Genomic DNA, 21,701 nt, shown 5'->3' on the forward strand with positions numbered 1-21,701 from the left:
GCCCACGCCGCGCGGGCCCGCGGGGCGGCGTCACACCTCGCGCGAGTCCGAGGTGAAGGCCATGTCCGGGTAGCGGGCACCGGCCACCCGCCCGGCGAGCGGCTCCAGCAGGGCCAGTTCCGCGTCCGTCAGCGTGATCCGCGTCGCGGCGGTGTTCTCCAGCAGCCGGCCCGGCTTGCGCGTGCCGGGGATCGGGACGACCGTCAGGCCGTGCACCGCCGCCCGCTGCTGCACCCAGGCCAGCGCGACCTGCGCCGCCGTGGCCCCGTGCGCGGCCGCGATCTCCCGGACCGGGGCCAGCAGGGCCGCGTTGGCCTTGGCGTTCTCGCCCGTGAACCGGGGCTGGTACTGCCGGAAGTCGTCGGCCGACAGCTCCGCCGCCGCGTCCGCGAACGCGCCGGTCAGGAAGCCCCGCCCGAGCGGGGAGTACGGCACGAAGGCCACGCCCAGCTCCGCCGCCGCGCCGACCGCGCTGCGCTCCACGTCCCGGCTGAACAGCGACCACTCCGACTGGATCGCCGCGATGGGGTGCACCGCGTGCGCCTCGCGCAGCTCCGGACCGGTGACCTCGCTGAGGCCCAGGTGGCGCACCTTCCCCTCGCGTACCAGCTCGGCCATGGTGCCCACCGACTCGGCGAACGGCACCTCCGGGTCGCGGCGGTGCATGTAGTACAGGTCGATCACCTCTACGCCGAGCCGCCGCAGGCTGTCCTCGACCGCCTGGCGGATGTACGCCCGGTCGTTGCGGATGCCCCGGTACATCGGGTCGTCGTTGCGCTCTATGGCGAACTTCGTGGCGAGGGTGATCTCGTCCCGGTGGGCGGCCACGAAGGGCGCCAGGAACTCCTCGTTCGCGCCGCGCCCGTAGACGTCGGCGGTGTCGAAGAGGGTGACCCCGGCGGCCAGCGCCGCGTCCAGGGTCTCGCGGGCGGCCGTCTCGTCGGTCTCCCCGTAGAACTCGCTCATGCCCATGCAGCCGAGGCCCTGGACGCCGACGGCCGGTCCGCCCTTGCCCAGTTCGGCCTGCTCGATGGGGGTGTCGTACTCCGTCATAACCGTGCCTTCCCCGCGACCGCTTCGGTGCTCGTCGCCTGTGTGCTCGTCGTGTTGATCGTGCCGACCGTGTTCATCGCATACGTGTTGATCTTGAAGTCGAGTACGCCGAGCGCGTCCGTCAGCTCCGCGAGCCGCGCCCGCACCTCGCGGCGCGTCCGCTCCAGCAGCTCCCGGCGCTCGTCGACGGTGTGCTCCCCCTCGCGGACGAGCTCGGCGTAGCGGACCATGTCCGCCACCGCCATCCCCGTCGCGCGCAGCTTGCCCACGAAGGCCAGCCAGCCGAGGTCCTTCTCGGTGAACCTCCGCTGCCCCGAATGGGAGCGGTCCACGTGCGGCATCAGGCCGATCCGCTCGTACCAGCGCAGCGTGTGCTGGGTCAGACCGGTCCGCGCGGCGACCTCGCTGATCGTGTACCGCGTCTCCGTCAGGTTCATGGCCATACGCTAAAACCCTGGAGTGCACTCCAAGCAAGTAGGCTCGGCCGCATGGAGACCATGCACAGCCTGCGGACCATCGAGACCTGGCCGGTACCCGCCGCCGCGGCGGCCGTCGTACGCGCCGACGGGAGCCTCGCCGGGTCCCACGGGGACACGGCCCGCCGCTTCCCGCTCGCCTCGGTCACCAAGCCGCTCGCCGCGTACGCCGTCCTCGTCGCGTACGAGGAGGGGGCGCTCGAACTGGACGAGCCGGCCGGCCCCGAGGGGTCGACGGTCCGTCACCTGCTCGCCCACACCAGCGGCCTGGCCTTCGACGAGCACCGCGCGACGGCCCCGCCCGGGCAGCGCCGGCTCTACTCCAACGCCGGTTTCGAGGTGCTCGGCGACCACCTCGCCAAGGCCACCGGGATCCCCTTCGCGGAGTACCTGCACCAGGCAGTCTTCGAGCCGCTGGGCATGACCTCCTCCAGCCTGGACGGCTCCCCCGCCAAGGACGGCGTCTCCACCGTCGCCGACCTCGTGCGCTTCGCCGCCGAACTCCAGGCGCCCCGGCTGCTCGACGTCCGCACCGTCGCCGAGGCCACCTCCGTGGTCCACCCCGGCCTCAAGGGCGTCCTGCCGGGCTACGGGCACCAGTCCCCCAACGACTGGGGCCTCGGCCTGGAGATCCGCGACGGCAAGTCCCCGCACTGGACGGGCCTGACCTCCTCCCCGCGCACCTTCGGCCACTTCGGCCAGTCCGGCACCTTCCTGTGGGTGGACCCCGACGTCCGCGCCGCCTGCGTGGCGTTGACCGACCGCACCTTCGGACCCTGGGCCGCGGAGGCCTGGACCCCCTTCACGGACGCGGTCCTCGCGGAGCTGCGCGCCCGCTAGGGCACTACGCCGGCAGCTCCCAGATCAGCAGCTCCCCCGGGGACCCGGCGGTGATCTCCAGGCCCTTCTCGCCGGTGATCCGCGCCGAGTCCCCCGGGCCCAGCTCCTGCCCGTCGAGCCGCAGGTCCCCGCGCACCACGTGCAGGTAGACCCGCCCGGCCTCCGGTACGGGGACCCGCTCGCCCGCGCCCGGCCGCCGGACGTGGAGCACCGCGCCCGCCGCCGGGACCTCGTACGGGGTACCGTCCGCGAGGTCCCGCACCACCTCGTACGCGGGCTCCCCGCCCGCGGTCAGCGGCGCGAGCCACGTCTGCACGAACCGCAGCGGAACCGCGGCGCCGTTGCGCTCGACGTGCCGCGCCCCGGATCCGGCGCCGAGCCGCTGGACGTCCCCGGGCCGCACGGTGCCGGTGTGACCGCCGGTGCTGTCCTCGTGGGTGAGCTCGCCCTCCACCACCCAGGTGACGATCTCGGTGTGGCTGTGCGGGTGCTCGTCGAAGCCCGCGCCGGGCGCGAGGCTCTCCTCGTTGCAGGCCAGCACCGGACCGAAGCGGATGTTGTCGGGGTCGTAGAAGGACCCGAAGGAGAAGGCGTGGCGGGTGGTGATCCCGGCGTCCGGATCCCCTCCCGCGTACCGGTCGGCGGCGCGGCGTACATCGATCATGCGGGCCACCGTAGCCGCCGCCGGGGGACCGCCGCGCGGACCCGAGTCCGAGCCGGGCCGCCGATAAGGCAGTCTTGTCCCGTGCCCCAACCCGAACGTGAGCAGTCCCCCGAGGTGCGTCCCGCGCATCCGGTCCATCCGCACACCGCGACGCTGCGCCGGCTGGAGAAGTCATCCGGCCGGCTCGCCGCCAACGCCATCGCGCGGATGGACGAGAACCTGCCCTGGTACCGGGCGATGCCTCCGGAGAACCGGTCGTGGATCGGCCTGGTCGCCCAGGCCGGCATCGCCGCGTTCACGGAGTGGTTCCGGCACCCGGAGACCCCGCAGGCCATCTCCACCGACGTTTTCGGGACGGCTCCGCGCGAGCTGACCCGGGCGATCACGCTGCGCCAGACCGTCGAGATGGTCCGTACGACGATCGAGGTCATGGAGGCCGCGATCGACGAGGTGGCGGCCCCCGGCGACGAGTCGATCCTGCGCGAGGCGCTGCTGGTGTACGCCCGGGAGATCGCCTTCGCGACCGCCCAGGTCTACGCGCAGGCCGCCGAGGCGCGCGGCGCGTGGGACGCCCGGCTGGAGTCCCTGGTCGTGAACGCCGTGCTGTCGGGCGAGGCCGACGAGGGCGCGCTGTCGCGGGCGGCGGCGCTCGGCTGGAACTCCCCGGAGCACGTGTGCGTGGTCCTGGGCACCGCCCCGGAGGGGGACAGCGAGCTCACGGTGGAGGCGATCCGCCGCGCGGCCCGCCACCACAAGCTCCAGGTGCTCACGGGGGTGCTCGGCGACCGCCTGGTGGTGATCGCGGGCGGCAGCGACAACCCGATGCAGGTGGCCAAGTCCCTGATCGGGCCGTTCGCCGCCGGCCCGGTGGTGGCGGGGCCGGTGGTCCCCGACCTGCTGAACGCCACGAAGTCCGCGCAGGCCGCGGCGGCCGGCCTGAAGGCCTGCACGGCCTGGCAGGACGCGCCCCGTCCGGTACTGGCCGACGATCTCCTGCCCGAGCGCGCGATCGCCTCGGATCCCTCCGCCAGGGAGCAACTGGTGGAGGAGATCTACAGACCTCTGGAGGAGGCGGGCTCGGCGCTGCTGGAGACGCTGAGCGTCTACCTGGAGCAGGCCAGCAGCCTGGAGGGGGCGGCGCGGATGCTGTTCGTCCACCCCAACACGGTGCGCTACCGGCTGCGACGTGTGACCGACGTCACCGGCTGGTCGCCGTCCGATGTCCGTTCGGCGTTCACGCTGCGGATCGCCCTGATCCTCGGGCGTCTGGCCGACGGAGATCAGCAGCCCTAGACTTTTGTCGGACATCAACAATTAGCCCGACGGTTCTTCGTCCCTGTCCCCACGGGCGGCGGAGACCATCAACAAGAGAGAGTGTGAGGGTGCTCGTACTCGTCGCTCCCGGCCAAGGCGCTCAGACGCCCGGCTTCCTGACTCCCTGGCTCGAACTCCCCGGCGCCGCCGAACGCGTCGCGGGGTGGTCCGACGCCATCGGGCTCGACCTCGCCCACTACGGCACGAACGCCGACGCGGACGAGATCCGCGACACGGCGGTGGCCCAGCCGCTGCTGGTCGCGGCCGGCCTGCTGTCCGCTTCCGCGCTCGGTTCGCCGTCGGCCTTCGGTGCCGTCGCCGGCCACAGCGTCGGTGAGATCACCGCCGCCGCCGTCGCCGGTGTGCTGAGCGAAGGCGACGCACTGTCCTTCGTCCGCACCCGCGGTCTGGGCATGGCCGAGGCCGCCGCCGTCACCGAGACGGGCATGGCCGCGGTGCTGGGCGGTGACCAGGACGTGGTCGTCGCACACCTGGAGAAGCTGGGCCTGACCCCGGCCAACATCAACGGCGCGGGCCAGATCGTGGCCGCGGGCACCGCGGAGCAGATCGAGGCCCTGGTCGCCGAGAAGCCCGAGGGCTCGATGAAGGTCGTGGCCCTCAAGGTCGCGGGCGCCTTCCACACGCACCACATGGCCCCCGCGGTCGCCACGCTGGAGAAGGCCGCCGAGGCCCTCGCCCCGGCGGACCCGGCGCTGAAGTACGTTTCGAACAAGGACGGCCTCGTCGTCGCCTCGGGCGCCGACGTCGTCGCCCGCCTGGTCGGCCAGGTCGCGAACCCGGTCCGCTGGGACCTGTGCATGGAGCGGTTCGCCGAGCTGGGCGTCACCGGGATCGTCGAGCTGTCCCCGGGCGGCACCCTGACGGGTCTGGCCAAGCGCGCGCTCAAGGGCGTGCCCAGCGTGGCACTGAAGACGCCGGACGATCTCGACAAGGCCAAGGCGCTCATCGCCGAGCAGACGGCCTGAGAGAAGGAGCCCACACAGCATGTCCAAGATCAAGCCGGCCAAGGGCTCCCCTTACGCCCGCATCCTCGGCGTCGGCGGCTACCGCCCGACCCGGGTGGTGCCCAACGAGGTCATCCTCGAGACGATCGACTCCTCCGACGAGTGGATCCGCTCCCGCTCGGGCATCGCGTCCCGGCACTGGGCCTCGCCCCAGGAGACGGTCGCCGCGATGTCGGTGGAGGCTTCCGGCAAGGCGCTCGCCGACGCCGGCGTGTCCCCCGAGCAGATCGGTGCGGTGATCGTCTCGACGGTCTCGCACTTCAAGCAGACCCCGGCCGTGGCGACGGAGATCGCGCACCGGATCGGCGCGGGCAAGCCGGCCGCGTTCGACATCTCGGCGGGCTGCGCCGGCTTCGGCTACGGCCTGACGCTCGCCAAGGGCATGGTGGTGGAAGGTTCCGCCGAGTACGTGCTCGTCATCGGCGTCGAGCGGCTCTCGGACCTGACCGACCTGGAGGACCGCGCGACGGCCTTCCTGTTCGGCGACGGCGCCGGCGCCGTGGTCGTCGGCCCCTCGGACGAGCCGGCCATCGGCCCCACGGTGTGGGGTTCGGAGGGCGACAAGTCCGAGACCATCAAGCAGACCGTGCCGTGGGACGAGTACCTCGGCAAGGACGGCGGCGAGAAGTTCCCGGCCATCACGCAGGAGGGCCAGGCGGTGTTCCGCTGGGCCGTCTTCGAGATGGCCAAGGTGGCCCAGCAGGCGCTCGACGCCGCCGGGATCACCCCGGATGACCTGGACGTCTTCATTCCGCACCAGGCCAACATGCGGATCATCGACTCGATGGTGAAGACTCTCAAGCTGCCGGAGCACGTCACGGTCGCCCGTGACGTGGAAACCACCGGCAACACGTCGGCCGCCTCGATCCCGCTCGCCATGGAGCGGCTCCTGGCGACCGGAGCGGCGAAGAGCGGCGACACCGCGCTCGTCATCGGCTTCGGGGCGGGACTCGTCTACGCCGCCACGGTCGTTACCCTCCCCTAGGGCCGGGATCACTTCCCGCCCTGATCCACCAGTTAGCTACAGAAGGAGCGCCACATGGCCGCCACGCAGGCAGAAATCGTCGAGGGTCTCGCGGAGATCGTCAACGAGATCGCGGGCATCCCGGTCGAGGACGTCGAGATCGACAAGTCCTTCACCGACGACCTGGACGTCGACTCGCTGTCCATGGTCGAGGTCGTCGTCGCCGCCGAAGAGCGCTTCGACGTCAAGATCCCGGACGAGGACGTCAAGAACCTCAAGACGGTCGGCGACGCCGCCGACTACATCCTGAAGCACCAGGCCTGAGCCTGACGAGCGTTTGTCGCCACCCGGCGGTGGCGCCGTGACAATTCAGCACCCCCTTAGACGTGGAGAAAGAATTCCTGTGAGCCCGACCAATCGCACCGTGGTCGTCACCGGTATCGGCGCAACCACTCCGCTGGGTGGCGACAGCGCTTCGACCTGGGAAGGTCTGCTCGCCGGCCGGTCCGGCGTCTCGCCCCTGGAGGGCGAGCGCTTCGCCGAACTGCCGGTCCGCATCGCCGCCCAGGCCGCCGTGGACCCGAGCGAGGTACTCCCCCGCCCGCTGGCCCGCAAGCTCGACCGCTCGGCGCAGTTCGCCCTCATCGCGGCCCGCGAGGCCTGGGCCGACGCGGGTTACACCGCCCCGGCCGGCGAGGACGAGGCCGTCGTCCCCGAGCGTCTGGGCACCGTGATCGCCTCCGGCATCGGCGGTGTCACCACCCTGCTCGACCAGTACGACGTACTGAAGGAGAAGGGTGTGCGCCGGGTCTCCCCGCACACCGTTCCCATGCTCATGCCGAACGGCCCCTCGGCCAACGTCGGCCTCGAGGTCAACGCCCGCGCCGGTGTGCACACCCCGGTCAGCGCGTGCGCCTCCGGCGCCGAGGCCATCGGCTACGCCGTCGAGATGATCCGTACCGGCCGTGCCGACGTGGTCGTCGCCGGCGGTACCGAGGCCGCGATCCACCCGCTGCCGATCGCGGCTTTCGCCAACATGATGGCGATGTCCAAGAACAACGAGAGCCCGACGACGGCCTCCCGCCCGTACGACAAGGCCCGCGACGGCTTCGTCCTCGGCGAGGGCGCCGGTGTCGTGGTGCTGGAGTCCGCCGAGCACGCGGCCAAGCGCGGCGCCCGCGTCTACTGCGAGGTGCTGGGCCAGGGCCTGTCCGCGGACAGCCACCACATCGCGCAGCCGGAGCCGACGGGCCGCGGTGTCGCCGCCGCCCTGCAGAACCTGCTCGACAACACGCAGCTGGACCCGTCCGAGCTGGTCCACGTCAACGCGCACGCCACGTCCACCCCGCAGGGTGACACGGCTGAGGTGAAGGCCCTGCGCAAGGTCCTGGGCGACGACCTCGACCACATCGCGATCTCCGCGACCAAGTCGATGACCGGTCACCTGCTGGGCGGCGCGGGCGGTATCGAGACCGTCGCGACCGTGCTGGCCCTGTACCACCGGATCGCCCCGCCGACGATCAACGTCGACGAGCTGGACGACGACATCGACGCGGACATCGTGCTCGGCGAGCCCCGCAAGCTGCCGGTCGACGGCCCGATCTCCGCGATCAACAACTCCTTCGGCTTCGGCGGTCACAACGTCTCCCTGGCGTTCCGAACCGTCTGATCCCGTACCACGACGAAGGCCCCGCCCGGCAGCTGCCGGGCGGGGCCTTCGTCATGTGCGGGGCGGCTAGACCACCTGGTGGAGCCAGCGGACCGGGGCGCCCTCGCCGGCGTAGCGGAAGGGCTCCAGTTCGTCGTCCCAGGGCTTGCCGAGCAGCTTGGCGATCTCCGCCTCCAGGTCGGTCTCGCCGCGCGCGGACCGGGCCAGCGCCGCGCGCAGCCGGTCCTCGGGGATCAGGATGTCCCCGTGCATGCCGGTGACGGCGTGGTAGATGCCCAGCTCCGGGGTGGAGCTGTAGCGCTCGCCCTCGGCGGTGGGGCAGGGCTCGGCGGTCACCTCGAAGCGGAGCAGGTGCCAGCCGCGCAGGGCGGAGGCGAGTTTCGAGGCGGTACCCGCCTCGGCCTGCCAGGAGAACTCGGCTCTCCAGGTGCCGGGAGAGGCGGGCTGCCTGATCCAGTCGAGGTTCACCCGCACCCCGAGCACGCCCGCAACAGCCCATTCCACGTGCGGGCAGAGCGCACGCGGCGCGGAATGCACGTACAGAACTCCACGTGTCGTCACCGGGACCTCCAGTGTGGGACGAGGTCGGGAATAAACTCCAGAAAACGGACAGTATGTGACGTGATGTAATGTAACGGAAATTATTTGACATTGCGCTACGGCACCTGCGGCCGAAACGCCACGGGAAAAAGCTACCGTGCGCCAGGGGTCATGGTGTGACGTACGGTCGCTCCGAGGCCCGTAAACACAGAGCATTCACTCAGCAGGACGCCCCCGGAAGCGCGGGGGCGACGAGGGAGGACCACCCGATGCGCACCACCGCCGCCCGCCGTCGCGCACGCCGGACGTCCGTGGGCCTGGCGGTGGCCCTCCTGGCCGCGGCGGTCACGGGCTGTGACTCCGCCACCCCGCCGGCCGGCGGCGAGCGGGGGGCGCAGGCCGCGCCGCGCTGGAACACCGCGCCCGCCTCGGTGGCGGCCGTCGGCGACTCCATCACCCGTGGTTTCGACGCCTGTTCCGTGCTGGCCGACTGCCCGGAGGTCTCCTGGGCCACCGGCAGCGATCCCGCCGTACGGTCGCTGGCCGCCCGGCTGCTGGGCGACGCCGAGGTGCCCGCGCGCAGCTGGAACTACGCGGTGACCGGCTCGCGGATGGCGGACCTCCCGGGGCAGGTGGCCTCGGCGGCCCAGCACAAGCCCGGCCTGGTCACGGTCATGGTGGGCTCGAACGACGCCTGCCGGCCCACCCCTTCGTCGATGACCCCGGTGGCGGAGTTCCGCACCGATTTCGAGCGCGCCCTGAAGGACCTGCGGAGCGCGTCGCCGGAGTCCCAGGTGTACGTGTCCTCGGTGCCGGACCTCCAGCGGCTGTGGCAGCAGGGCAAGGACGACCCGCTCGTACGGCAGATCTGGAAGCTGGGGATCTGTCAGTCCATGCTGGCCGAACCGCTGTCGGCCGAGCCGGGGGCCACCGCCCGCCGGGAGAAGGTGCGGGCGCGGGTGGTCGAGTACAACGAGGTGCTGCGCGAGGTCTGCAAGGCCGACGCGTTGTGCCGCTACGACGGCGGCGCGGTCTTCCAGTACCCGTTCGGAGCGGACCAGCTGAGCCACTGGGACTGGTTCCACCCGGGCCGGGACGGGCAGGCGCGGCTCGCGGAACTCGCGCACCGACAGGTGACGGCGGCCGCGCCGCCGCGTTGACGCGCGGGGGGCCGGGAGCGGTGTCAGGGTCCGCCCCCGGCCCGGTTCACGGGTTGTTTCCGGCCAATTCCGCGCTACGGCGTGTCGCGGCGGCCCGCCGTCACAGGTCGAGGGTGGCGGTCAGCCGGGTGTCGGCGTGCGAGCGGCTCGCGCGGACCTCGTAGGTGCCGCCGATCCGCCGCCAGCCGTGCGCGTCCTCGTCCCAGATCTCGAAGGTCCGGGCGGGCAGCGCGATCTCCGCTTCGACGCTCTCGCCGGGGCCGGCCTCCACGCCCGCGAAGCCCGCCAGCCAGCTCGCCGGGCGCCCGTCGCGGTCGGCGGCGGGTGCCAGGTAGACCTGGACCACCTCGCGGCCCGGCCGGGTCCCGGTGTTGGTGAGCCGGACCCGTACCCGGTCGGGGCCCGCCTCCAGGGACTCGTACGCCCAGTCCGTGTAGCCGAGGCCGTGCCCGAACGGGTAGGCGGGCTCCACCCCGTGGGCCTCGTACGCCCGGTAGCCGATGAACAGCCCCTCGCGGTACTCCAGCCGCCCTTCGGCGGGGACGACCTCGGTGACGGGCGCGTCGGCGAGCGCGGCGGGCCAGGTGGTGGGCAGCCGGCCGCCGGGCTCCGCGTCGCCGAGGAGTACGTCGGCCAGCGCGGCCCCGCCCTCCTGCCCGGGGAACCAGGTCAGCAGCACGGCGGCGACGTCCCCGCGCCAGGGGAGCTCCACCGGGGAGCCCGCGTTGACGACGACCACGGTGTTCGGGTTGACGGCGGCGACGGCCCGCACCAGGTCGTCCTGGCGGCCCGGCAGCGCGAGGTCCCCCCGGTCGAAGCCCTCGGACTCCACCCGCTCGGTGGTGGCGACGACCACGACCGCCGTGTCGGCGGTGCGCGCGGCCTCCACCGCCTCGGCGATCAGCTCGTCGGCGTCGCGCCGGGGCCCGAGGTGGAGCAGGGAGAACATGACCGCCCGCAGCGGCAGCGCGCTCATGTCGGGGACCTGGTAGGTCAGCGACACCTCGACCGGCTCGCCCTCGCTGAGGACGGCCCTGGCACGCTCGCTGGGCGCTCCGAAGAAGGCCTCGAAGGGGTCGGCCTCGTCGCCCATCTCCTGGATGCCCTCCCACAGGACGCGGCCGCCGACGGCGAGGGCGAAGGCGCCGAGTCCGCGGGTCCCGAAGGCGTGCTCGCCGCTCTCGCGCGGCACGTACGTGCCGGTGACCTCGATGGACGCCATCGTCTCGTACGAGGCCCCCGCCGGCAGGTCGTCGCCGATCCACTGGACCTGCCCGCTCGGCAGGCCGCCCTCGCCGATGACGGCCCCGGAGGCGTCCCGGCAGACGGCGCGCAGTTCGAAGCCCTGCCCGGCGGGGACGAGTTCGTCGCTCGGGTCGGCACCGACCGCGAAGGTGAGCGCGCCCTCGGGCAGCGCGGCGGTGAGCCCGTCGAGCGGGGACACCACCCGCTCGGGGAAGACGGTCGCGGAGCCGCCGCCGAGGACGCGGGCGTCGCGGGCGGCGGCACCGATCAGGGCGACGGTGCGGCCGGGACCGGCGTCCAGCGGCAGGGCGCCGGCTTCGTTGCGCACGAGGACGAACCCGCGGGCGGCCAGCTCGCGGGCCAGCGCCTGCCCGTCGAGCGGGGCGGGCGGCTGGGCGACCGCGGCGGGGGCGCCCTCCAGCAGGCCCGCGCGGGCGGCGAGCCGCAGTACGTTGCGCACGGCCGTGTCGACGGCGGACTCGGGGACCTCCCCGGCGCGGACGGCGGCGGCGAGGGCGGGTCCGTAGACGGTCTGCGGGCCGGGCATGGCCACGTCGAGGCCGCCGAGGACGTCCCCGGTGGTGGAGCGGGCGGCCATCCAGTCGGAGACGTTGCAGCCGTCGAAGCCCCACTCGGCGCGCAGGACCTCGTTCACCAGGTGGTGGTGCTCGGTCATGGTGGTGCCGTTGACCCGGTTGTAGGCGGTCATGATGCCCCAGGGCCGGGCGTTCCCGACGATGGCCTCGAAGGGGGCGAGGTAGACCTCGCGCAGGGGGCGGGGGGCGATGACGCTGTCGACGGTGAAGCGCTCGGTCTCGGCGTCGTTGCCGACGAAGTGCTTGACGGTGGTGCCGACGCCGCCGTCCTGGACCCCGTTGACGTAGCCGCTGCCGATGGCGCCGGTGAGGTAGGGGTCCTCGGAGTAGCACTCGAAGTGGCGGCCGCCCAGCGGGGAGCGGTGCAGGTTGACGGTGGGCGCGAGGAGGACGTGGACGCCCTTGCGGCGGGCCTCCTGGGCGAGCAGCCGGCCGGCGCGGCGGGCGAGGTCCGGGTCCCAGGAGGCGGCGAGGGCGGTCGGGGAGGGCAGGGCGATGGAGGGGTCGTCGGCGGTCCAGCGCACGCCGCGGACCCCGATGGGCCCGTCGGACATGACCAGGGAGCCGAGTCCGATCCCGGGGAGGGCGGGCAGGCTCCACATGTCCTGCCCGGCCAGCAGCCGGGCCTTGGTGTCGAGGTCGAGCTTGCCGAGCGCGGCTTCCACGGCGTCCTCGCGGGCCTGGCTCTCTTCGCGTACCTGATCGGCATCGGTCACGGCCGTGCCTCCTCGTCGATTGCGTGCGGGTGCGGTGCGGATGGCCCCCATCGTGGACCCGTTACCTGTAGAGCGGTAGGTCTTGTAATGTTTTCGTGATGTCATCATGTCGTACGGTCCTGCTGGCAGGTGTGAGCGGAAGGAGTGCCGGGCGATGGCCAGAGCGAAGAGCGAGGAGCGGCGCGGCGAGATCGTCCGCGCGGCGGTCGAGGTGATCGCCGAGCGCGGCTACCGGGGCGCCTCCCTGGGATCCGTGGCCGAACGCGTGGGCCTGACCCAGCAGGGGCTGCTGCACTACTTCCCCTCCAAGGAGGCCCTGCTCGTCGCGGTCCTGGAGGAGCGCGACCGCTGGGACACCGGAGGCGGCTCGCGCGCCGCCGCCGGCACCTGGCGCCTGGACCTGCTGGAATCGCTGGTGGAGTACAACGCCATGCGCCCCGGCATCGTGCAGACCTTCTCGGCCCTGCTCGGCGAGAGCGTCACCGACGGCCACCCGGCCCGCGAGTTCTTCACCGACCGGTACGCGCAGGTGCGCGCGGAGATGGCCGCGCTGCTGCGCGCCGAGTTCGGCGACCGCCTCCCCTCCGGCCTCACACCGGAGCAGGCCGCTCCGCTGCTGACGGCGGTGATGGACGGCCTCCAGTACCAATGGCTGCTCGCCCCGGAATCGGTGGACATGCCCGCCGCGTTCCGCTCGTTCATCACCCTGCTGAGGGGCCCCGGCGCATAGCCGTGCCGCCCGACCGGGCATCCTTTCCCCGAACTTCCAGTGGGGGGGGACACGAGATGGAGTCACGAGAGCCGACCGGGCACGGGGCCGGGACGCGGGAGCAGCCCGGGGAACACGAGGAACCCGGTCAGCCCGGGCACCCCGAGCAGCCTGAGCAGCCTGAGCAGCCTGAGCAGCCTGAGAAGAAGGTCGCCTGGTCGGAGCTGTTCTTCGACCTGGTGCTCGTCTTCGCCGTCACCCAGGTCTCCGCCCTGCTGCACCACGACCACGGCTGGGCCGGCACCGGCCGCGCCCTGATCGTCTTCGTGCCCGTCTACTGGGTGTGGGTGGGCAACACCGTCCACGCCAACACCCATGACGCGGACCGGCCGCTGAACCGGATCGCTCTCTTCGCGGCCGGGCTGTGCGGCCTGCTGATGGCCCTGGCCCTGCCCGAGGCCTTCGGGGACCGCGGAATCCTCCTCGCCGGCGCCTACTTCTGCGCCCGCCTGGTGCTCGCCGCCCTCGCCCACGGCCGCAGCCGGCGCCCGAGACTCACCCCGGTCACCCTGTCGGTACTGATCAGCGGACCGCTGCTGCTGGCCGGCGCCTTCCTCGACGGCGGGCTCCGCGTCGGGCTGTGGGCCCTGGCCGCCGCCGTGGACCTGGCCGCGCCCCGGCTGACGCGCGCCAACATGGTCCGGCTGAACTTCGACTCGGGCCACCTCGCCGAACGGTTCGGCCTGTTCGTCATGATCGCGCTGGGCGAGTCGATCGTCGCCGTCGGCGCCCCGGTGGCCACCTCCCCCGACCTGGACGCGGGCTCGCTGACGGCCGTCGCCGTGGCCTTCGTACTCGTCTGCAGCCTGTGGTGGGTGTACTTCCACCTGGCCGCCGGAGCCGTCCGGCACGGGCTGGAGACCGCCGCCGTACGGGCCGACGTGGCCCGGCAGGTCCTCTCCTACGGGCACCTCTCGCTGATCGCCTCGATCATCGCGGTCGCCGTCGGCATGGCCGAAGCCGTCGCCCACCCCGGGGCGCGGCTCCCGCTCGGCGTCGCCGCCCTGCTGTACGGAGGCTGCGCCCTCTTCCTCGCCACCTTCGGCTACACCCGCTGGCACCTGTTCCGCTCCTGGTCGGTGACCCGGCTGGCGGCCGCCGCGGCCGTCCTGGCCCTGCTGCCGGTGGCCGCGCTGCTGCCCTCCCTCGGGGCGCTCGCGCTGCTGACCGCCGTGGTCACCGCCCTGAACCTGGTGGAGCTGGGCCTGGTGCGCCGCCGGGGCCAACTTCCCGGCGGCCCGGAGCAGGAGGCGCCCGAGGGGGCTGAGATCCTGAGCGCATGAAGATCGCCGCAGCCCAGCTGACCTGCGTCCCCGCCGACGTCACCGCCAACTCCGCGAGCGCCGCCGCCCTCGCCGACCGGGCGCGCGGGCAGGGCGCGGAGCTGGTGGTGTTCCCGGAGTTCACGCTCACCGGGTACGAGCTGGAGCACCTCGCCGCCGACCCCGGCCTGTGGCTCGCCGACGCCGAGGACCCCCGCCTGGACGGGCTGCGCTCCGCCGGCCTCGCCGTGGCCGTCAACGCCGCCCTGCGCACCGACGGGCCGCTGCCCGCCATCGCGACGCTGGTCTACGACGCGGACGGCGCGCACGTGACGACGTACGCCAAGCAGCACCTCTACCAACACGAACAGGGCGCCTTCGCCCCGGGCACCGCCGACGGCCGCTTCGAGCTCGGCGGCATCCGCTTCTCGCTGGGGGTCTGCTTCGACAACCACTTCCCGGAACTGGCCGCCCGGGCCGCCGCCGACGGCTGCACGGTGCACCTGGCGAGCTCCCTGTACGGCACGGGCGACGGCATCGCCGAGCGGGCGACCGTGCACCCGGGGATCGCGGAGGAGCACGGCCTGTACGTGGTCCTCGCCAACCACGTCGGCCCGGCGGGCCCCTGGACGGGCTGCGGCGGGGCGGCCATATGGGCACCGGGCGGTGCGCTGCTGGCCGAGGCCGACGGCCGCCGCCCGGACGTGGTCACGGTCGAGGTGCCCCGGGCCTGATCCGTTCCCCTGCCGAGTCCGGGAGGAGGTGCTTCGTGCCCCACTCCCCCAGCGCCTCCAGGGCCCCGTTCAGCTCCTCGCCGAGCGGGGTCAGGGAGTACTCCACGCGCGGCGGGACCTCGTCGTACACCTCGCGGTGGACTATGCCGTCGGTCTCCAGCTCGCGCAGCTGCGCCGCGAGCACCTTCTCCGACACCCCCGGGACCAGCCGGCGCAGCTCGCCGAAACGGCGGCGCGGGCAGCGCTCCAGCTCCCACAAGAGGGAGACCTTCCACTTGCCGTCGATCACCGACATCGCCGCGGCGATCCCGCAGTGATCCGCCCCCGGCCTCCGTGCCACCGCCATCGCGCCCACCCCTCCCACCTGCTCGCTCACCTCGGGGTAACCACCCACTCCGAAGTGCGTACTTGAGCGACCCGACGCCCGCCACCAGGCTAAACGGCATGACCGACACACACGTGACGAACCGTCCGCTCACCCTGCTCGGCCTCGGCGACATGGGCACCGCCCTGGCCCGCACCTGGCTCGCCGCCGGGCACCCCCTGACCGTCTGGAACCGCACCGCCGCCAAGGCCGAGGCCCTGGCCGCCGAGGGCGCGGCCGTCGCCGTGAGCGCCGCCGAGGCCGTCGCCGCGAACACCCTCGTCGTGCTCTGCCTGCTCGACGACGCCAGCATCGGGGCCACCCTCGACGGCATCGACCTGACCGGCAAGGACCTGGTCAACCTCACCACCGGCACCCCGGCCGAGGGACGCGCCCGGGCGGCCTGGGCCGAGGAACGCGGCGCCCGGTTCGTGGACGCCGGGATCATGGCCACCCCGTCGATGATCGGCGTCCCGGAGGCCGGCGCCTACGTCTTCCACAGCGGCTCCCGCGCCCTCTTCGACGCCCACCGCACGACCCTGGAGGTCCCGGCCGGGGCCCGCTTCGTCGGCGAGGACCCCGGCCACGCGGCCCTGCACGACGTGGCGCTGCTCAGCGCGATGTACGGGCTGTTCGGCGGGATCTCACACGCCTACGCCCTCATCGAGGGCGAGATCGCACCCGCGTCCCTCGCGCCGCTGCTGTCGGAGTGGCTGGGCGCGATGGGCTTCTTCGTCGGCACCGCCGCCGAGCGGCTGGCCTCGCGGGACTTCACCACCGGGGTGGTGTCCAACCTGGCCATGCAGGTCGCCGGCAGCGGCACCCTGCTGCGCACCGCCGCCGACCAGGGGGTCAGCCCCGAGCTGCTCAGCCCGTACCTGGACCTGATGCGCGAGCGGCTGGAGGCCGACCCGGCGGCCCACGCGGGCGAGGACACCGCCGGGGCGATCACCCTGCTGCGGCGGCGTTAGCCCGGGTCAGCCCTGGCTGTAGGGGTTGGGGGCCTGACCGTAGGGGTTGGAGGTCTGGCCGTAGGGTGCGCCCGGAGCCTGGCCGTAGGGGCCCTGCCCGTACCGCTGCCCGTACGGCCCCTGGGGCGCCGCCGGGTCCGTGCCGTACTGCTGCCCGCCGTCCCCGTCGGCCTCGTCCTCGTCCCCGCCCTCGGAGGAATCCGCGCCGACCAGCTCCCGCGCCATCAGGGTCGCCCCCGCCACCGCGCCGGGCATCAGGAACACCGCGACGAACGGGATCAGGAACGCCAGCACCAGCGGCACGCCGAAGCCCAGCGCCTGCGCCCGCCGCCCGCGCAGCAGGACCAGCTGCTCGGCCAGGTCCACCCGGCGCCGCTGGAGGGCGACGGAGGTGAGCTCCTGGGTGAGGAAGAACCCGGAGACGCAGAACCCGATCGCCGGAACGACGGTCTGCCCGAGCACCGGGATGAAGCCGAGGGCGAAGAGCAGGATCCCGTACAGCAGCACCCGCACCAGCAGCCGCACGCTGTCCCGGGCGGAGATCCACAGGTCCTCCCAGAACGAGCGCCCCGACTCGGGGACCTCGCCGCCCTCGGTCCGGTCGACCTGCTCGGAGAGGGACTCGTAGAAGGGCTGCCCGACCAGCAGGGTCACGGCGGTGAAGGTGATCACCGAGAGGAAGAGCCCGAGGGAGACGACCACGGCCGTCAGGAAGCCGCGGAAGAGCCGGAGCCAGGTCGAGGACCAGTCCGAGGCGAAGGGCGTGGCCCACTGGACGAAGTCGTCGGCGCCGTAGAGGAGGCCGACGAGCGCGGCGGCGTACAGCGCCAGCGCGACGAGGCCCGGCAGCAGGCCGAAGCCCAGCCAGCGGCCGTTCCGGAACACCCATCTCTGTCCGGCCAGCAAGTACCGGAAGCCCCCCGCAAGATCACGCATGGGGCCAGTTTATGGGCCGGGTACGGCGGAGGCCGCACCCCCCGGGGGGTGCGGCCTCCGCGAGGCCTGCGACGCGGTCAGGCGACGTTCAGCTCGACCGTGATGTTGCCGCGGGTGGCCTTGGAGTACGGGCAGATCTGGTCGGCCTTCTCGACCAGGCCCTTGGCGGTGGCGGCGTCCACGTTCGGGATCGAGGCCGTCAGCTTGACGATGATGCCGAAGCCCTCGTCGTTCTTGCCGATGCCGACCTCGGCGGTCACCGTGGAGCCGGTGACGTCGAGGTTCTCGTTGCGGGCGGCGACGCTGAGGGCACCCTGGAAGCAGGCGCTGTAGCCGGCGGCGAACAGCTGCTCCGGGTTGGTGCCGGCGCCGCTGCCGCCGAGCTCCTTCGGCGGGTTCACGACGACGTCGAGCTGGCCGTCGTTGGTGGCGACGCGGCCGTCACGGCCGTTCTCGGCGGTGGCGACGGCCGTGTACGCGACGTCGGTCTGCGTGATGGACATGAAGAACTTCCTCCAGATGAATCGCCGCGATGCGCGCCCACGATCGCGACGGTCGTGGAGTGAGCCTAACCCGAGAAGGAAACGATCATCTTTCCGGTGTTCTCCCCGCGCAGCATTCCGAGGAAGGCGTCCGTGGCGTTCTCGACGCCCTCGACGACGGTCTCGTCGTAGCGGAGCTCGCCGGAGGCCAGCCAGCCGGCCACGTCCTTGACGAACTGCTGCTGCAGTCCGTAGTGGTCGCCGACGAGGATGCCCTGCAGCCGCAGGCGCTTGCCGATGACCATCATCAGGTTGCGCGGGCCCGGGGTGGGCTCGGTGTCGTTGTACCCGGCGATGGCGCCGCAGAGGGTGGCGCGGCCGTGGACGTTCATGGCGGAGATGGCCGCTTCCAGGTGGTCGCCGCCGACGTTGTCGAAGTAGACGTCGACGCCGGTGGGGGCCGCCGCGGGCAGCTGCTCGGCGACGGGGGCGTTCTTGTAGTTGAAGGCGGCGTCGAAGCCGTACTTCTCCGTGAGGAGCGTCACCTTCTCGTCCGAGCCGGCGGAGCCGATCACCCGGGAAGCGCCCTTGATCTTCGCGAACTGGCCGACGAGGCTGCCCACCGCACCCGCGGCGCCGGAGACGAAGACGGAGTCGCCCTCCTTGAAGGAGGCGACCTCGAAGAGGCCCGCGTAGGCGGTCAGACCCGGCATGCCGAGGACGCCGAGGTAGGCGGAGAGCGGGGCGAGGGAGGCGTCGACCTTGGTGGCGTGCTGCGCGTCCACATCGGCGTACTCGCGCCAGCCCAGCGGGTGCAGGACGTGGTCGCCGACCTGGAAGCCCTCGGCGGCGGAGGCGACGACCTCGCCGACCGCACCGCCCTGCATCGGCTGGTCGAGCTCGAAGGGCGCGATGTAGGACTTGCCCTCGTTCATCCGGCCGCGCATGTAGGGGTCCACCGACATGTGCAGGTTGCGGACCAGGATCCGGCCGGGGGCGGGCTCGGCGGAGACGGGTACCTCGCGCAGGGCGAAGTCCTCGGCCACGGGCCAGCCCTGCGGACGGCGGACGAGGTGCCACTCGCGGCTGACGGCGGGGATCTGAGACATGAAGGACTCCTGAGGAACGAAGATTTACTTCAGAACGTGAAACAACCATGCGCCTGGATATTTCACGTTGTCAAGTAAACCGTTACTCTGGAGCCATGCCCAGTCGTCGCGCAGATCCAGTGACCGTCGAGGTCGTCGAGCTCATCGGCGATGTCGTGGCCCGCTACCACATGGAGTACGAGGAGGCGGCCGCCCGCCACCAGCTCACCGGTGCTCAGGCCAAGGTGCTCAACCTGTTGTCCCTGGAGCCGCTGCCCATGCGCCGCATCGCGCAGAAGCTGCGCTGCGAGCCCTCGAACGTGACCGGCATCATCGACCGGCTGGAGACCCGCGGCCTGGTCGAACGCCGCCCGGACCCGGCCGACCGCCGGGTGAAGCTGGCCGCCCCCACCGAGGAGGGCGTCGAGACCGCGGAGCGGCTGCGTGAGTCCCTGGACTTCGCGCGCGAGCCGCTGGCCGGGCTCTCCGAGGAGGAGCGCACGGCACTGCGCGACCTGCTCAGGCGGATGCTGGCCTGAGCCGGGAGCTGGCGGGCCGGGCGTAGCGCCCGGCGGGGCCGGCCACGGCCAGACCGGCCCGCGACCAGACCCGGTCCTAACCAGGCCGGACCCGGTCAGGACACGTCAGCAGAAGATCCAGAAGACGCAAGTGTCAGTCGGCTCGGGCTGTGGCTTGCCCGGCTTGGTCTTCGTCGGGGACGGCTTCGCCGTTCCCGTGGGGGCCGGCGCGGGCTGCCCCGGCCGGGACGGCTGTACGGACACCCCGCCGCCGGAAGCTTTCTGCGAGGGCGTACCCGCCGAGGCGGAGGCGCTCCCGCTCGCCGAAGGCGTCGCGGACCCGCTCGGGCTCCCGCTGGACCTGGCCGTCTTCGCCACCCCGCCGGAAGCCTTCGGCAGGACCGCCGGCACGGAGGGCCCCCCCACGCTCGGCAGCGCGTCCGGCTGTTTGGGCCCGTCGTCGGTCAGCACCACCTTGTCGGCCCGGTCGATGCCCTCGTCGTCGCCGACGATCCGGGCCACGGCTATCGAGCCGCCGGTCGCGAGCACCAGACCGAGCCCGAGCGCCAGCACGCCCCGGCCCCGTCTGCGGCGGGTGGCGGCCCGCTTGCGGGTGCCCGCGCGGCCCTCGTTCGGGCCCGACAGCACGACGAGCGAATCGGCGAACACCTCGGCCAGCGCGGGCTGCGGCTCGGGGCCCGGAGTCGGCGCGCTGGGCGCGGCGACCACCAGGTGCTCGGCCGGGGATCCGCACCCGGCGCAGGCGAGCGCGCCGTTGAGGTGCCTCTGACAGGCGGGGCAGAAGTAGTTCATGGCGCCCACAAACTATGCGGTCCCCGGCAACATAAGCATTCCGGGATCGTAAGGATCCTGTGTGGAATGGTTACGTCCATGACAGCGACCCCGAGTCCGGGGCGTCCGGGAGCCTTCGGGCCGGCCGCCTTCCAGCTGGTGCTGCTGCGCAGGATGGCGGACTTCCAGCCCGACCTCGCCGAGCGGGCCCGGCTGCGCCTGGGCGCCTCGCTCGCGGAGCAGCGGGAGGCCAACCGGCGCTGGCAGGCGATGGTGCGCTCCCCCCGCTCCCGCGGGGCCCTGGCGCGCTACCGGTCGGTACTCGGCCCGCCGGAGTCCGCGGAGCGGCGCCGCATCGGGGACCTGGAGTGCGAGGCCCTGCTGTGGCCGGTGCCGCTGTGGCCGGAGCTGCGGTTCGAGGTGCTGGCCGCGCCGGACGGGGCGGTGTGGAACGAGTGGCTGGTCCGGGCCCCGGGCGCGCGCGGGCCCGTACTGGAGACGGCCGGGGACCTGCTGCCCTGGTCGGCGACGGTGGACGAGGTGGCCCGGGCCTTCGCGCCGGCGCGGCCGATGGAGGGCACGGCGCCGACGCGCTGGCGGCTCGCGTTCACCGCGTCGGGCCAGCCGCTGGTGGCGGAGTTCACGTACGGGCTGCTCCAGCGGGTGGAGCCGGGTTAGGCGTGTCTAGGACCGCAGGAAGGCGCGGACTCCGGCCGAGGTGGCGTCGTCGCCGAGCAGGTCGTTGTGCTTCAGGCAGCCGACCGGCGTGTTGAGGGCGCCGGAGAGCGGGACGCTGCTGTCGGGGTTGACCACCTCGTCGCACTCCGACCAGAAGGTGGCGTACTTGACCGCACCCGGGGTCTCGTCACCCGCCGCCAGGTTCTTCGCCACGTACGAGCCCGGGGTCATGTCCCGGCACGCCTGGTCCCACAGGGCGCAGGCCCAGGCGGTGGACGTCCCGTGGTTGGGGCCGGCCAGCGAGACCCAGTGGTCCACGGTCGAGGAGCCGCCGCCGTACCTGACGTACCAGCGGCTGACGAGCGATCCGAAGGAGTGCCCCACGATGTCCACGCGCGCGGCGCCGGTCCGCTGCCGCACCTGGTCGACGTAGGCGGCGAGGCGGCCGGAGAGCACCTCGTTGACGGACTGGTGGGTGTCGTAGCCGAAGGAGAAGAGCTCGGAGTCCGCGTACCCGTCCGCCCTCAGGTCCTCGCGCAGCGACCCCCAGACCCCCGGGTCGGCGTTGTAACCGTGGACGAAGACCACCGGATTGCGGGCGGCGGGCGTGTCGGCCGCCCGGGAGGCGGCCGCCTGGGCCGGAAAGGGCGCCAGGAGGGCGAGGCAGAGGGTCAGGAACGCCAGGATCCTCTGGCGGGGCGTCAGCATCGGGTCCCCTTTACCTTGTTACGGGTGAGTAGCGCGGGTGGTCCGCGCATGCTGCTGCCTGTCGGTACAGAAATCCACCCCCGTGCAGCACCCCTCACCCGTACGCCACGCCCCACCCGGAGCATTCCAACGGGCGA

The 21,701-nt window shown here is 72.8% G+C and carries 24 protein-coding genes; 13 read left to right on the forward strand and 11 right to left on the reverse strand.

Going from position 1 to position 21,701, the window contains the following annotated elements; all coding sequences use genetic code 11:
* Window positions 1-30: 30 nt before the first annotated feature.
* Window positions 31-1,053 carry an aldo/keto reductase gene (locus ACZ597_RS27515; protein ID WP_471335307.1) on the reverse strand — a complete coding sequence of 341 codons (1,023 nt, stop codon included), beginning with the start codon at window positions 1,051-1,053 and terminating at the stop codon, window positions 31-33.
* Complete coding sequence (locus ACZ597_RS27520) at window positions 1,050-1,496, reverse strand: MerR family transcriptional regulator (protein WP_471335309.1); 447 nt, start codon at window positions 1,494-1,496, stop codon at window positions 1,050-1,052. The genes ACZ597_RS27515 and ACZ597_RS27520 overlap by 4 nt, the downstream gene beginning before the upstream one ends.
* 54 nt (window positions 1,497-1,550) lie before the next feature.
* On the opposite strand from ACZ597_RS27520, the gene ACZ597_RS27525 reads away from it, so the two are divergent.
* Window positions 1,551-2,369: a serine hydrolase domain-containing protein gene (locus tag ACZ597_RS27525; RefSeq protein ID WP_471335623.1), complete on the forward strand. Its 819-nt coding sequence runs from the start codon at window positions 1,551-1,553 to the stop codon at window positions 2,367-2,369.
* A gap of 4 nt (window positions 2,370-2,373) precedes the next feature.
* Here ACZ597_RS27525 and ACZ597_RS27530 read toward each other — a convergent pair whose 3' ends face one another.
* The gene (locus ACZ597_RS27530) at window positions 2,374-3,033 is read right to left on the reverse strand and encodes a pirin family protein (protein WP_471335312.1); all 660 of its coding nucleotides are present in this window, start codon (window positions 3,031-3,033) and stop codon (window positions 2,374-2,376) included.
* Window positions 3,034-3,114: 81 nt separating this feature from the next.
* On the opposite strand from ACZ597_RS27530, the gene ACZ597_RS27535 reads away from it, so the two are divergent.
* The 5 genes from ACZ597_RS27535 (at window position 3,115) to fabF (ending at window position 8,005) form a co-directional block, all read left to right on the forward strand.
* Window positions 3,115-4,326 carry a PucR family transcriptional regulator gene (locus ACZ597_RS27535; RefSeq protein WP_471335315.1) on the forward strand — a complete coding sequence of 404 codons (1,212 nt, stop codon included), beginning with the start codon at window positions 3,115-3,117 and terminating at the stop codon, window positions 4,324-4,326.
* An 89-nt stretch (window positions 4,327-4,415) separates the two neighbouring features.
* The gene (locus ACZ597_RS27540; protein ID WP_471335318.1) at window positions 4,416-5,333 is read left to right on the forward strand and encodes an ACP S-malonyltransferase; all 918 of its coding nucleotides are present in this window, start codon (window positions 4,416-4,418) and stop codon (window positions 5,331-5,333) included.
* Between the two features lie 19 nt (window positions 5,334-5,352).
* Window positions 5,353-6,357 carry a ketoacyl-ACP synthase III gene (locus ACZ597_RS27545; RefSeq protein WP_125816521.1) on the forward strand — a complete coding sequence of 335 codons (1,005 nt, stop codon included), beginning with the start codon at window positions 5,353-5,355 and terminating at the stop codon, window positions 6,355-6,357.
* Between the two features lie 54 nt (window positions 6,358-6,411).
* Window positions 6,412-6,660, forward strand: coding sequence for an acyl carrier protein (locus ACZ597_RS27550; RefSeq protein WP_376660493.1), 249 nt, complete (start codon window positions 6,412-6,414; stop codon window positions 6,658-6,660).
* 79 nt (window positions 6,661-6,739) lie between these two features.
* Entirely contained in the window at window positions 6,740-8,005 is a 1,266-nt protein-coding gene (gene fabF, locus ACZ597_RS27555) for a beta-ketoacyl-ACP synthase II (protein ID WP_471279556.1), read from the forward strand.
* A 66-nt stretch (window positions 8,006-8,071) separates the two neighbouring features.
* On the opposite strand, the gene ACZ597_RS27560 is transcribed toward fabF, so the two are convergent.
* Window positions 8,072-8,566, reverse strand: coding sequence for a DUF3145 domain-containing protein (locus tag ACZ597_RS27560; RefSeq protein ID WP_007263912.1), 495 nt, complete (start codon window positions 8,564-8,566; stop codon window positions 8,072-8,074).
* A gap of 248 nt (window positions 8,567-8,814) precedes the next feature.
* On the opposite strand from ACZ597_RS27560, the gene ACZ597_RS27565 reads away from it, so the two are divergent.
* The gene (locus tag ACZ597_RS27565) at window positions 8,815-9,705 is read left to right on the forward strand and encodes an SGNH/GDSL hydrolase family protein (RefSeq protein ID WP_471335322.1); all 891 of its coding nucleotides are present in this window, start codon (window positions 8,815-8,817) and stop codon (window positions 9,703-9,705) included.
* A 100-nt stretch (window positions 9,706-9,805) separates the two neighbouring features.
* On the opposite strand, the gene ACZ597_RS27570 is transcribed toward ACZ597_RS27565, so the two are convergent.
* Window positions 9,806-12,313, reverse strand: a complete 2,508-nt coding sequence (locus tag ACZ597_RS27570) for a beta-glucosidase (RefSeq protein WP_471335325.1) — start codon at window positions 12,311-12,313, stop codon at window positions 9,806-9,808.
* A gap of 103 nt (window positions 12,314-12,416) precedes the next feature.
* Here ACZ597_RS27570 and ACZ597_RS27575 point away from each other — a divergent pair, with 103 nt between their 5' ends.
* Genes ACZ597_RS27575 through ACZ597_RS27585 form a run of 3 tightly spaced genes read left to right on the forward strand, consistent with a single transcriptional unit; the run spans window position 12,417 to window position 15,027 of the window.
* On the forward strand, window positions 12,417-12,992 hold the full coding sequence (locus ACZ597_RS27575) for a TetR/AcrR family transcriptional regulator (RefSeq protein ID WP_471335327.1): 576 nt from the start codon (window positions 12,417-12,419) through the stop codon (window positions 12,990-12,992).
* A gap of 56 nt (window positions 12,993-13,048) precedes the next feature.
* Window positions 13,049-14,314 (forward strand): low temperature requirement protein A, encoded by a 1,266-nt coding sequence (locus ACZ597_RS27580; RefSeq protein WP_471335330.1) that lies wholly within the window; start codon window positions 13,049-13,051, stop codon window positions 14,312-14,314.
* Window positions 14,311-15,027, forward strand: a complete 717-nt coding sequence (locus tag ACZ597_RS27585; RefSeq protein WP_471335333.1) for a carbon-nitrogen hydrolase family protein — start codon at window positions 14,311-14,313, stop codon at window positions 15,025-15,027. Before ACZ597_RS27580 ends, ACZ597_RS27585 begins: the two co-directional genes overlap by 4 nt.
* Here ACZ597_RS27585 and ACZ597_RS27590 read toward each other — a convergent pair.
* Window positions 15,002-15,373 carry a winged helix-turn-helix transcriptional regulator gene (locus tag ACZ597_RS27590; RefSeq protein WP_471335626.1) on the reverse strand — a complete coding sequence of 124 codons (372 nt, stop codon included), beginning with the start codon at window positions 15,371-15,373 and terminating at the stop codon, window positions 15,002-15,004. The two genes, ACZ597_RS27585 and ACZ597_RS27590, sit on opposite strands and share 26 nt — an antisense overlap.
* A gap of 98 nt (window positions 15,374-15,471) precedes the next feature.
* Here ACZ597_RS27590 and ACZ597_RS27595 point away from each other — a divergent pair, with 98 nt between their 5' ends.
* On the forward strand, window positions 15,472-16,362 hold the full coding sequence (locus ACZ597_RS27595) for an NAD(P)-dependent oxidoreductase (RefSeq protein ID WP_471335336.1): 891 nt from the start codon (window positions 15,472-15,474) through the stop codon (window positions 16,360-16,362).
* A gap of 6 nt (window positions 16,363-16,368) precedes the next feature.
* Here the strand turns inward: ACZ597_RS27595 and ACZ597_RS27600 are convergent, their stop codons facing one another.
* The 3 genes from ACZ597_RS27600 to ACZ597_RS27610 form a co-directional block, all read right to left on the reverse strand.
* On the reverse strand, window positions 16,369-17,298 hold the full coding sequence (locus tag ACZ597_RS27600) for an EI24 domain-containing protein (protein ID WP_471335339.1): 930 nt from the start codon (window positions 17,296-17,298) through the stop codon (window positions 16,369-16,371).
* Between the two features lie 77 nt (window positions 17,299-17,375).
* A complete protein-coding gene (locus ACZ597_RS27605) occupies window positions 17,376-17,801 on the reverse strand; it encodes an organic hydroperoxide resistance protein (RefSeq protein ID WP_471335342.1) in 426 nt (141 codons plus the stop codon).
* A gap of 65 nt (window positions 17,802-17,866) precedes the next feature.
* Window positions 17,867-18,889: an NADP-dependent oxidoreductase gene (locus tag ACZ597_RS27610; protein WP_471335345.1), complete on the reverse strand. Its 1,023-nt coding sequence runs from the start codon at window positions 18,887-18,889 to the stop codon at window positions 17,867-17,869.
* 95 nt (window positions 18,890-18,984) lie between these two features.
* Here ACZ597_RS27610 and ACZ597_RS27615 point away from each other — a divergent pair, with 95 nt between their 5' ends.
* Window positions 18,985-19,407, forward strand: coding sequence for a MarR family winged helix-turn-helix transcriptional regulator (locus ACZ597_RS27615; protein ID WP_427711991.1), 423 nt, complete (start codon window positions 18,985-18,987; stop codon window positions 19,405-19,407).
* A 105-nt stretch (window positions 19,408-19,512) separates the two neighbouring features.
* On the opposite strand, the gene ACZ597_RS27620 is transcribed toward ACZ597_RS27615, so the two are convergent.
* Window positions 19,513-20,199, reverse strand: a complete 687-nt coding sequence (locus ACZ597_RS27620; RefSeq protein ID WP_471335348.1) for an SCO2400 family protein — start codon at window positions 20,197-20,199, stop codon at window positions 19,513-19,515.
* A 78-nt stretch (window positions 20,200-20,277) separates the two neighbouring features.
* On the opposite strand from ACZ597_RS27620, the gene ACZ597_RS27625 reads away from it, so the two are divergent.
* Window positions 20,278-20,856: a hypothetical protein gene (locus ACZ597_RS27625; protein WP_471335351.1), complete on the forward strand. Its 579-nt coding sequence runs from the start codon at window positions 20,278-20,280 to the stop codon at window positions 20,854-20,856.
* Window positions 20,857-20,862: 6 nt separating this feature from the next.
* On the opposite strand, the gene ACZ597_RS27630 is transcribed toward ACZ597_RS27625, so the two are convergent.
* Entirely contained in the window at window positions 20,863-21,564 is a 702-nt protein-coding gene (locus ACZ597_RS27630) for an esterase/lipase family protein (RefSeq protein WP_471335354.1), read from the reverse strand.
* Window positions 21,565-21,701: the final 137 nt, after the last annotated feature.

The organism is Streptomyces sp. NPDC040718 (assembly GCF_055593565.1).

Coding starts and splice junctions, on each gene's coding strand:
- ACZ597_RS27515 (WP_471335307.1), bottom strand. CDS start 1,053: ATGACGGAGTACGACACCCCCATCGAGCAGGCCGAACTGGGCAAGGGC.
- ACZ597_RS27520 (WP_471335309.1), bottom strand. CDS start 1,496: ATGGCCATGAACCTGACGGAGACGCGGTACACGATCAGCGAGGTCGCC.
- ACZ597_RS27525 (WP_471335623.1), top strand. CDS start 1,551: ATGCACAGCCTGCGGACCATCGAGACCTGGCCGGTACCCGCCGCCGCG.
- ACZ597_RS27530 (WP_471335312.1), bottom strand. CDS start 3,033: ATGATCGATGTACGCCGCGCCGCCGACCGGTACGCGGGAGGGGATCCG.
- ACZ597_RS27545 (WP_125816521.1), top strand. CDS start 5,353: ATGTCCAAGATCAAGCCGGCCAAGGGCTCCCCTTACGCCCGCATCCTC.
- ACZ597_RS27550 (WP_376660493.1), top strand. CDS start 6,412: ATGGCCGCCACGCAGGCAGAAATCGTCGAGGGTCTCGCGGAGATCGTC.
- ACZ597_RS27565 (WP_471335322.1), top strand. CDS start 8,815: ATGCGCACCACCGCCGCCCGCCGTCGCGCACGCCGGACGTCCGTGGGC.
- ACZ597_RS27570 (WP_471335325.1), bottom strand. CDS start 12,313: ATGGGGGCCATCCGCACCGCACCCGCACGCAATCGACGAGGAGGCACG.
- ACZ597_RS27575 (WP_471335327.1), top strand. CDS start 12,417: ATGGCCAGAGCGAAGAGCGAGGAGCGGCGCGGCGAGATCGTCCGCGCG.
- ACZ597_RS27580 (WP_471335330.1), top strand. CDS start 13,049: ATGGAGTCACGAGAGCCGACCGGGCACGGGGCCGGGACGCGGGAGCAG.
- ACZ597_RS27585 (WP_471335333.1), top strand. CDS start 14,311: ATGAAGATCGCCGCAGCCCAGCTGACCTGCGTCCCCGCCGACGTCACC.
- ACZ597_RS27590 (WP_471335626.1), bottom strand. CDS start 15,373: ATGGCGGTGGCACGGAGGCCGGGGGCGGATCACTGCGGGATCGCCGCG.
- ACZ597_RS27595 (WP_471335336.1), top strand. CDS start 15,472: ATGACCGACACACACGTGACGAACCGTCCGCTCACCCTGCTCGGCCTC.
- ACZ597_RS27600 (WP_471335339.1), bottom strand. CDS start 17,298: ATGCGTGATCTTGCGGGGGGCTTCCGGTACTTGCTGGCCGGACAGAGA.
- ACZ597_RS27605 (WP_471335342.1), bottom strand. CDS start 17,801: ATGTCCATCACGCAGACCGACGTCGCGTACACGGCCGTCGCCACCGCC.
- ACZ597_RS27610 (WP_471335345.1), bottom strand. CDS start 18,889: ATGTCTCAGATCCCCGCCGTCAGCCGCGAGTGGCACCTCGTCCGCCGT.
- ACZ597_RS27615 (WP_427711991.1), top strand. CDS start 18,985: ATGCCCAGTCGTCGCGCAGATCCAGTGACCGTCGAGGTCGTCGAGCTC.
- ACZ597_RS27620 (WP_471335348.1), bottom strand. CDS start 20,199: ATGAACTACTTCTGCCCCGCCTGTCAGAGGCACCTCAACGGCGCGCTC.
- ACZ597_RS27625 (WP_471335351.1), top strand. CDS start 20,278: ATGACAGCGACCCCGAGTCCGGGGCGTCCGGGAGCCTTCGGGCCGGCC.
- ACZ597_RS27630 (WP_471335354.1), bottom strand. CDS start 21,564: ATGCTGACGCCCCGCCAGAGGATCCTGGCGTTCCTGACCCTCTGCCTC.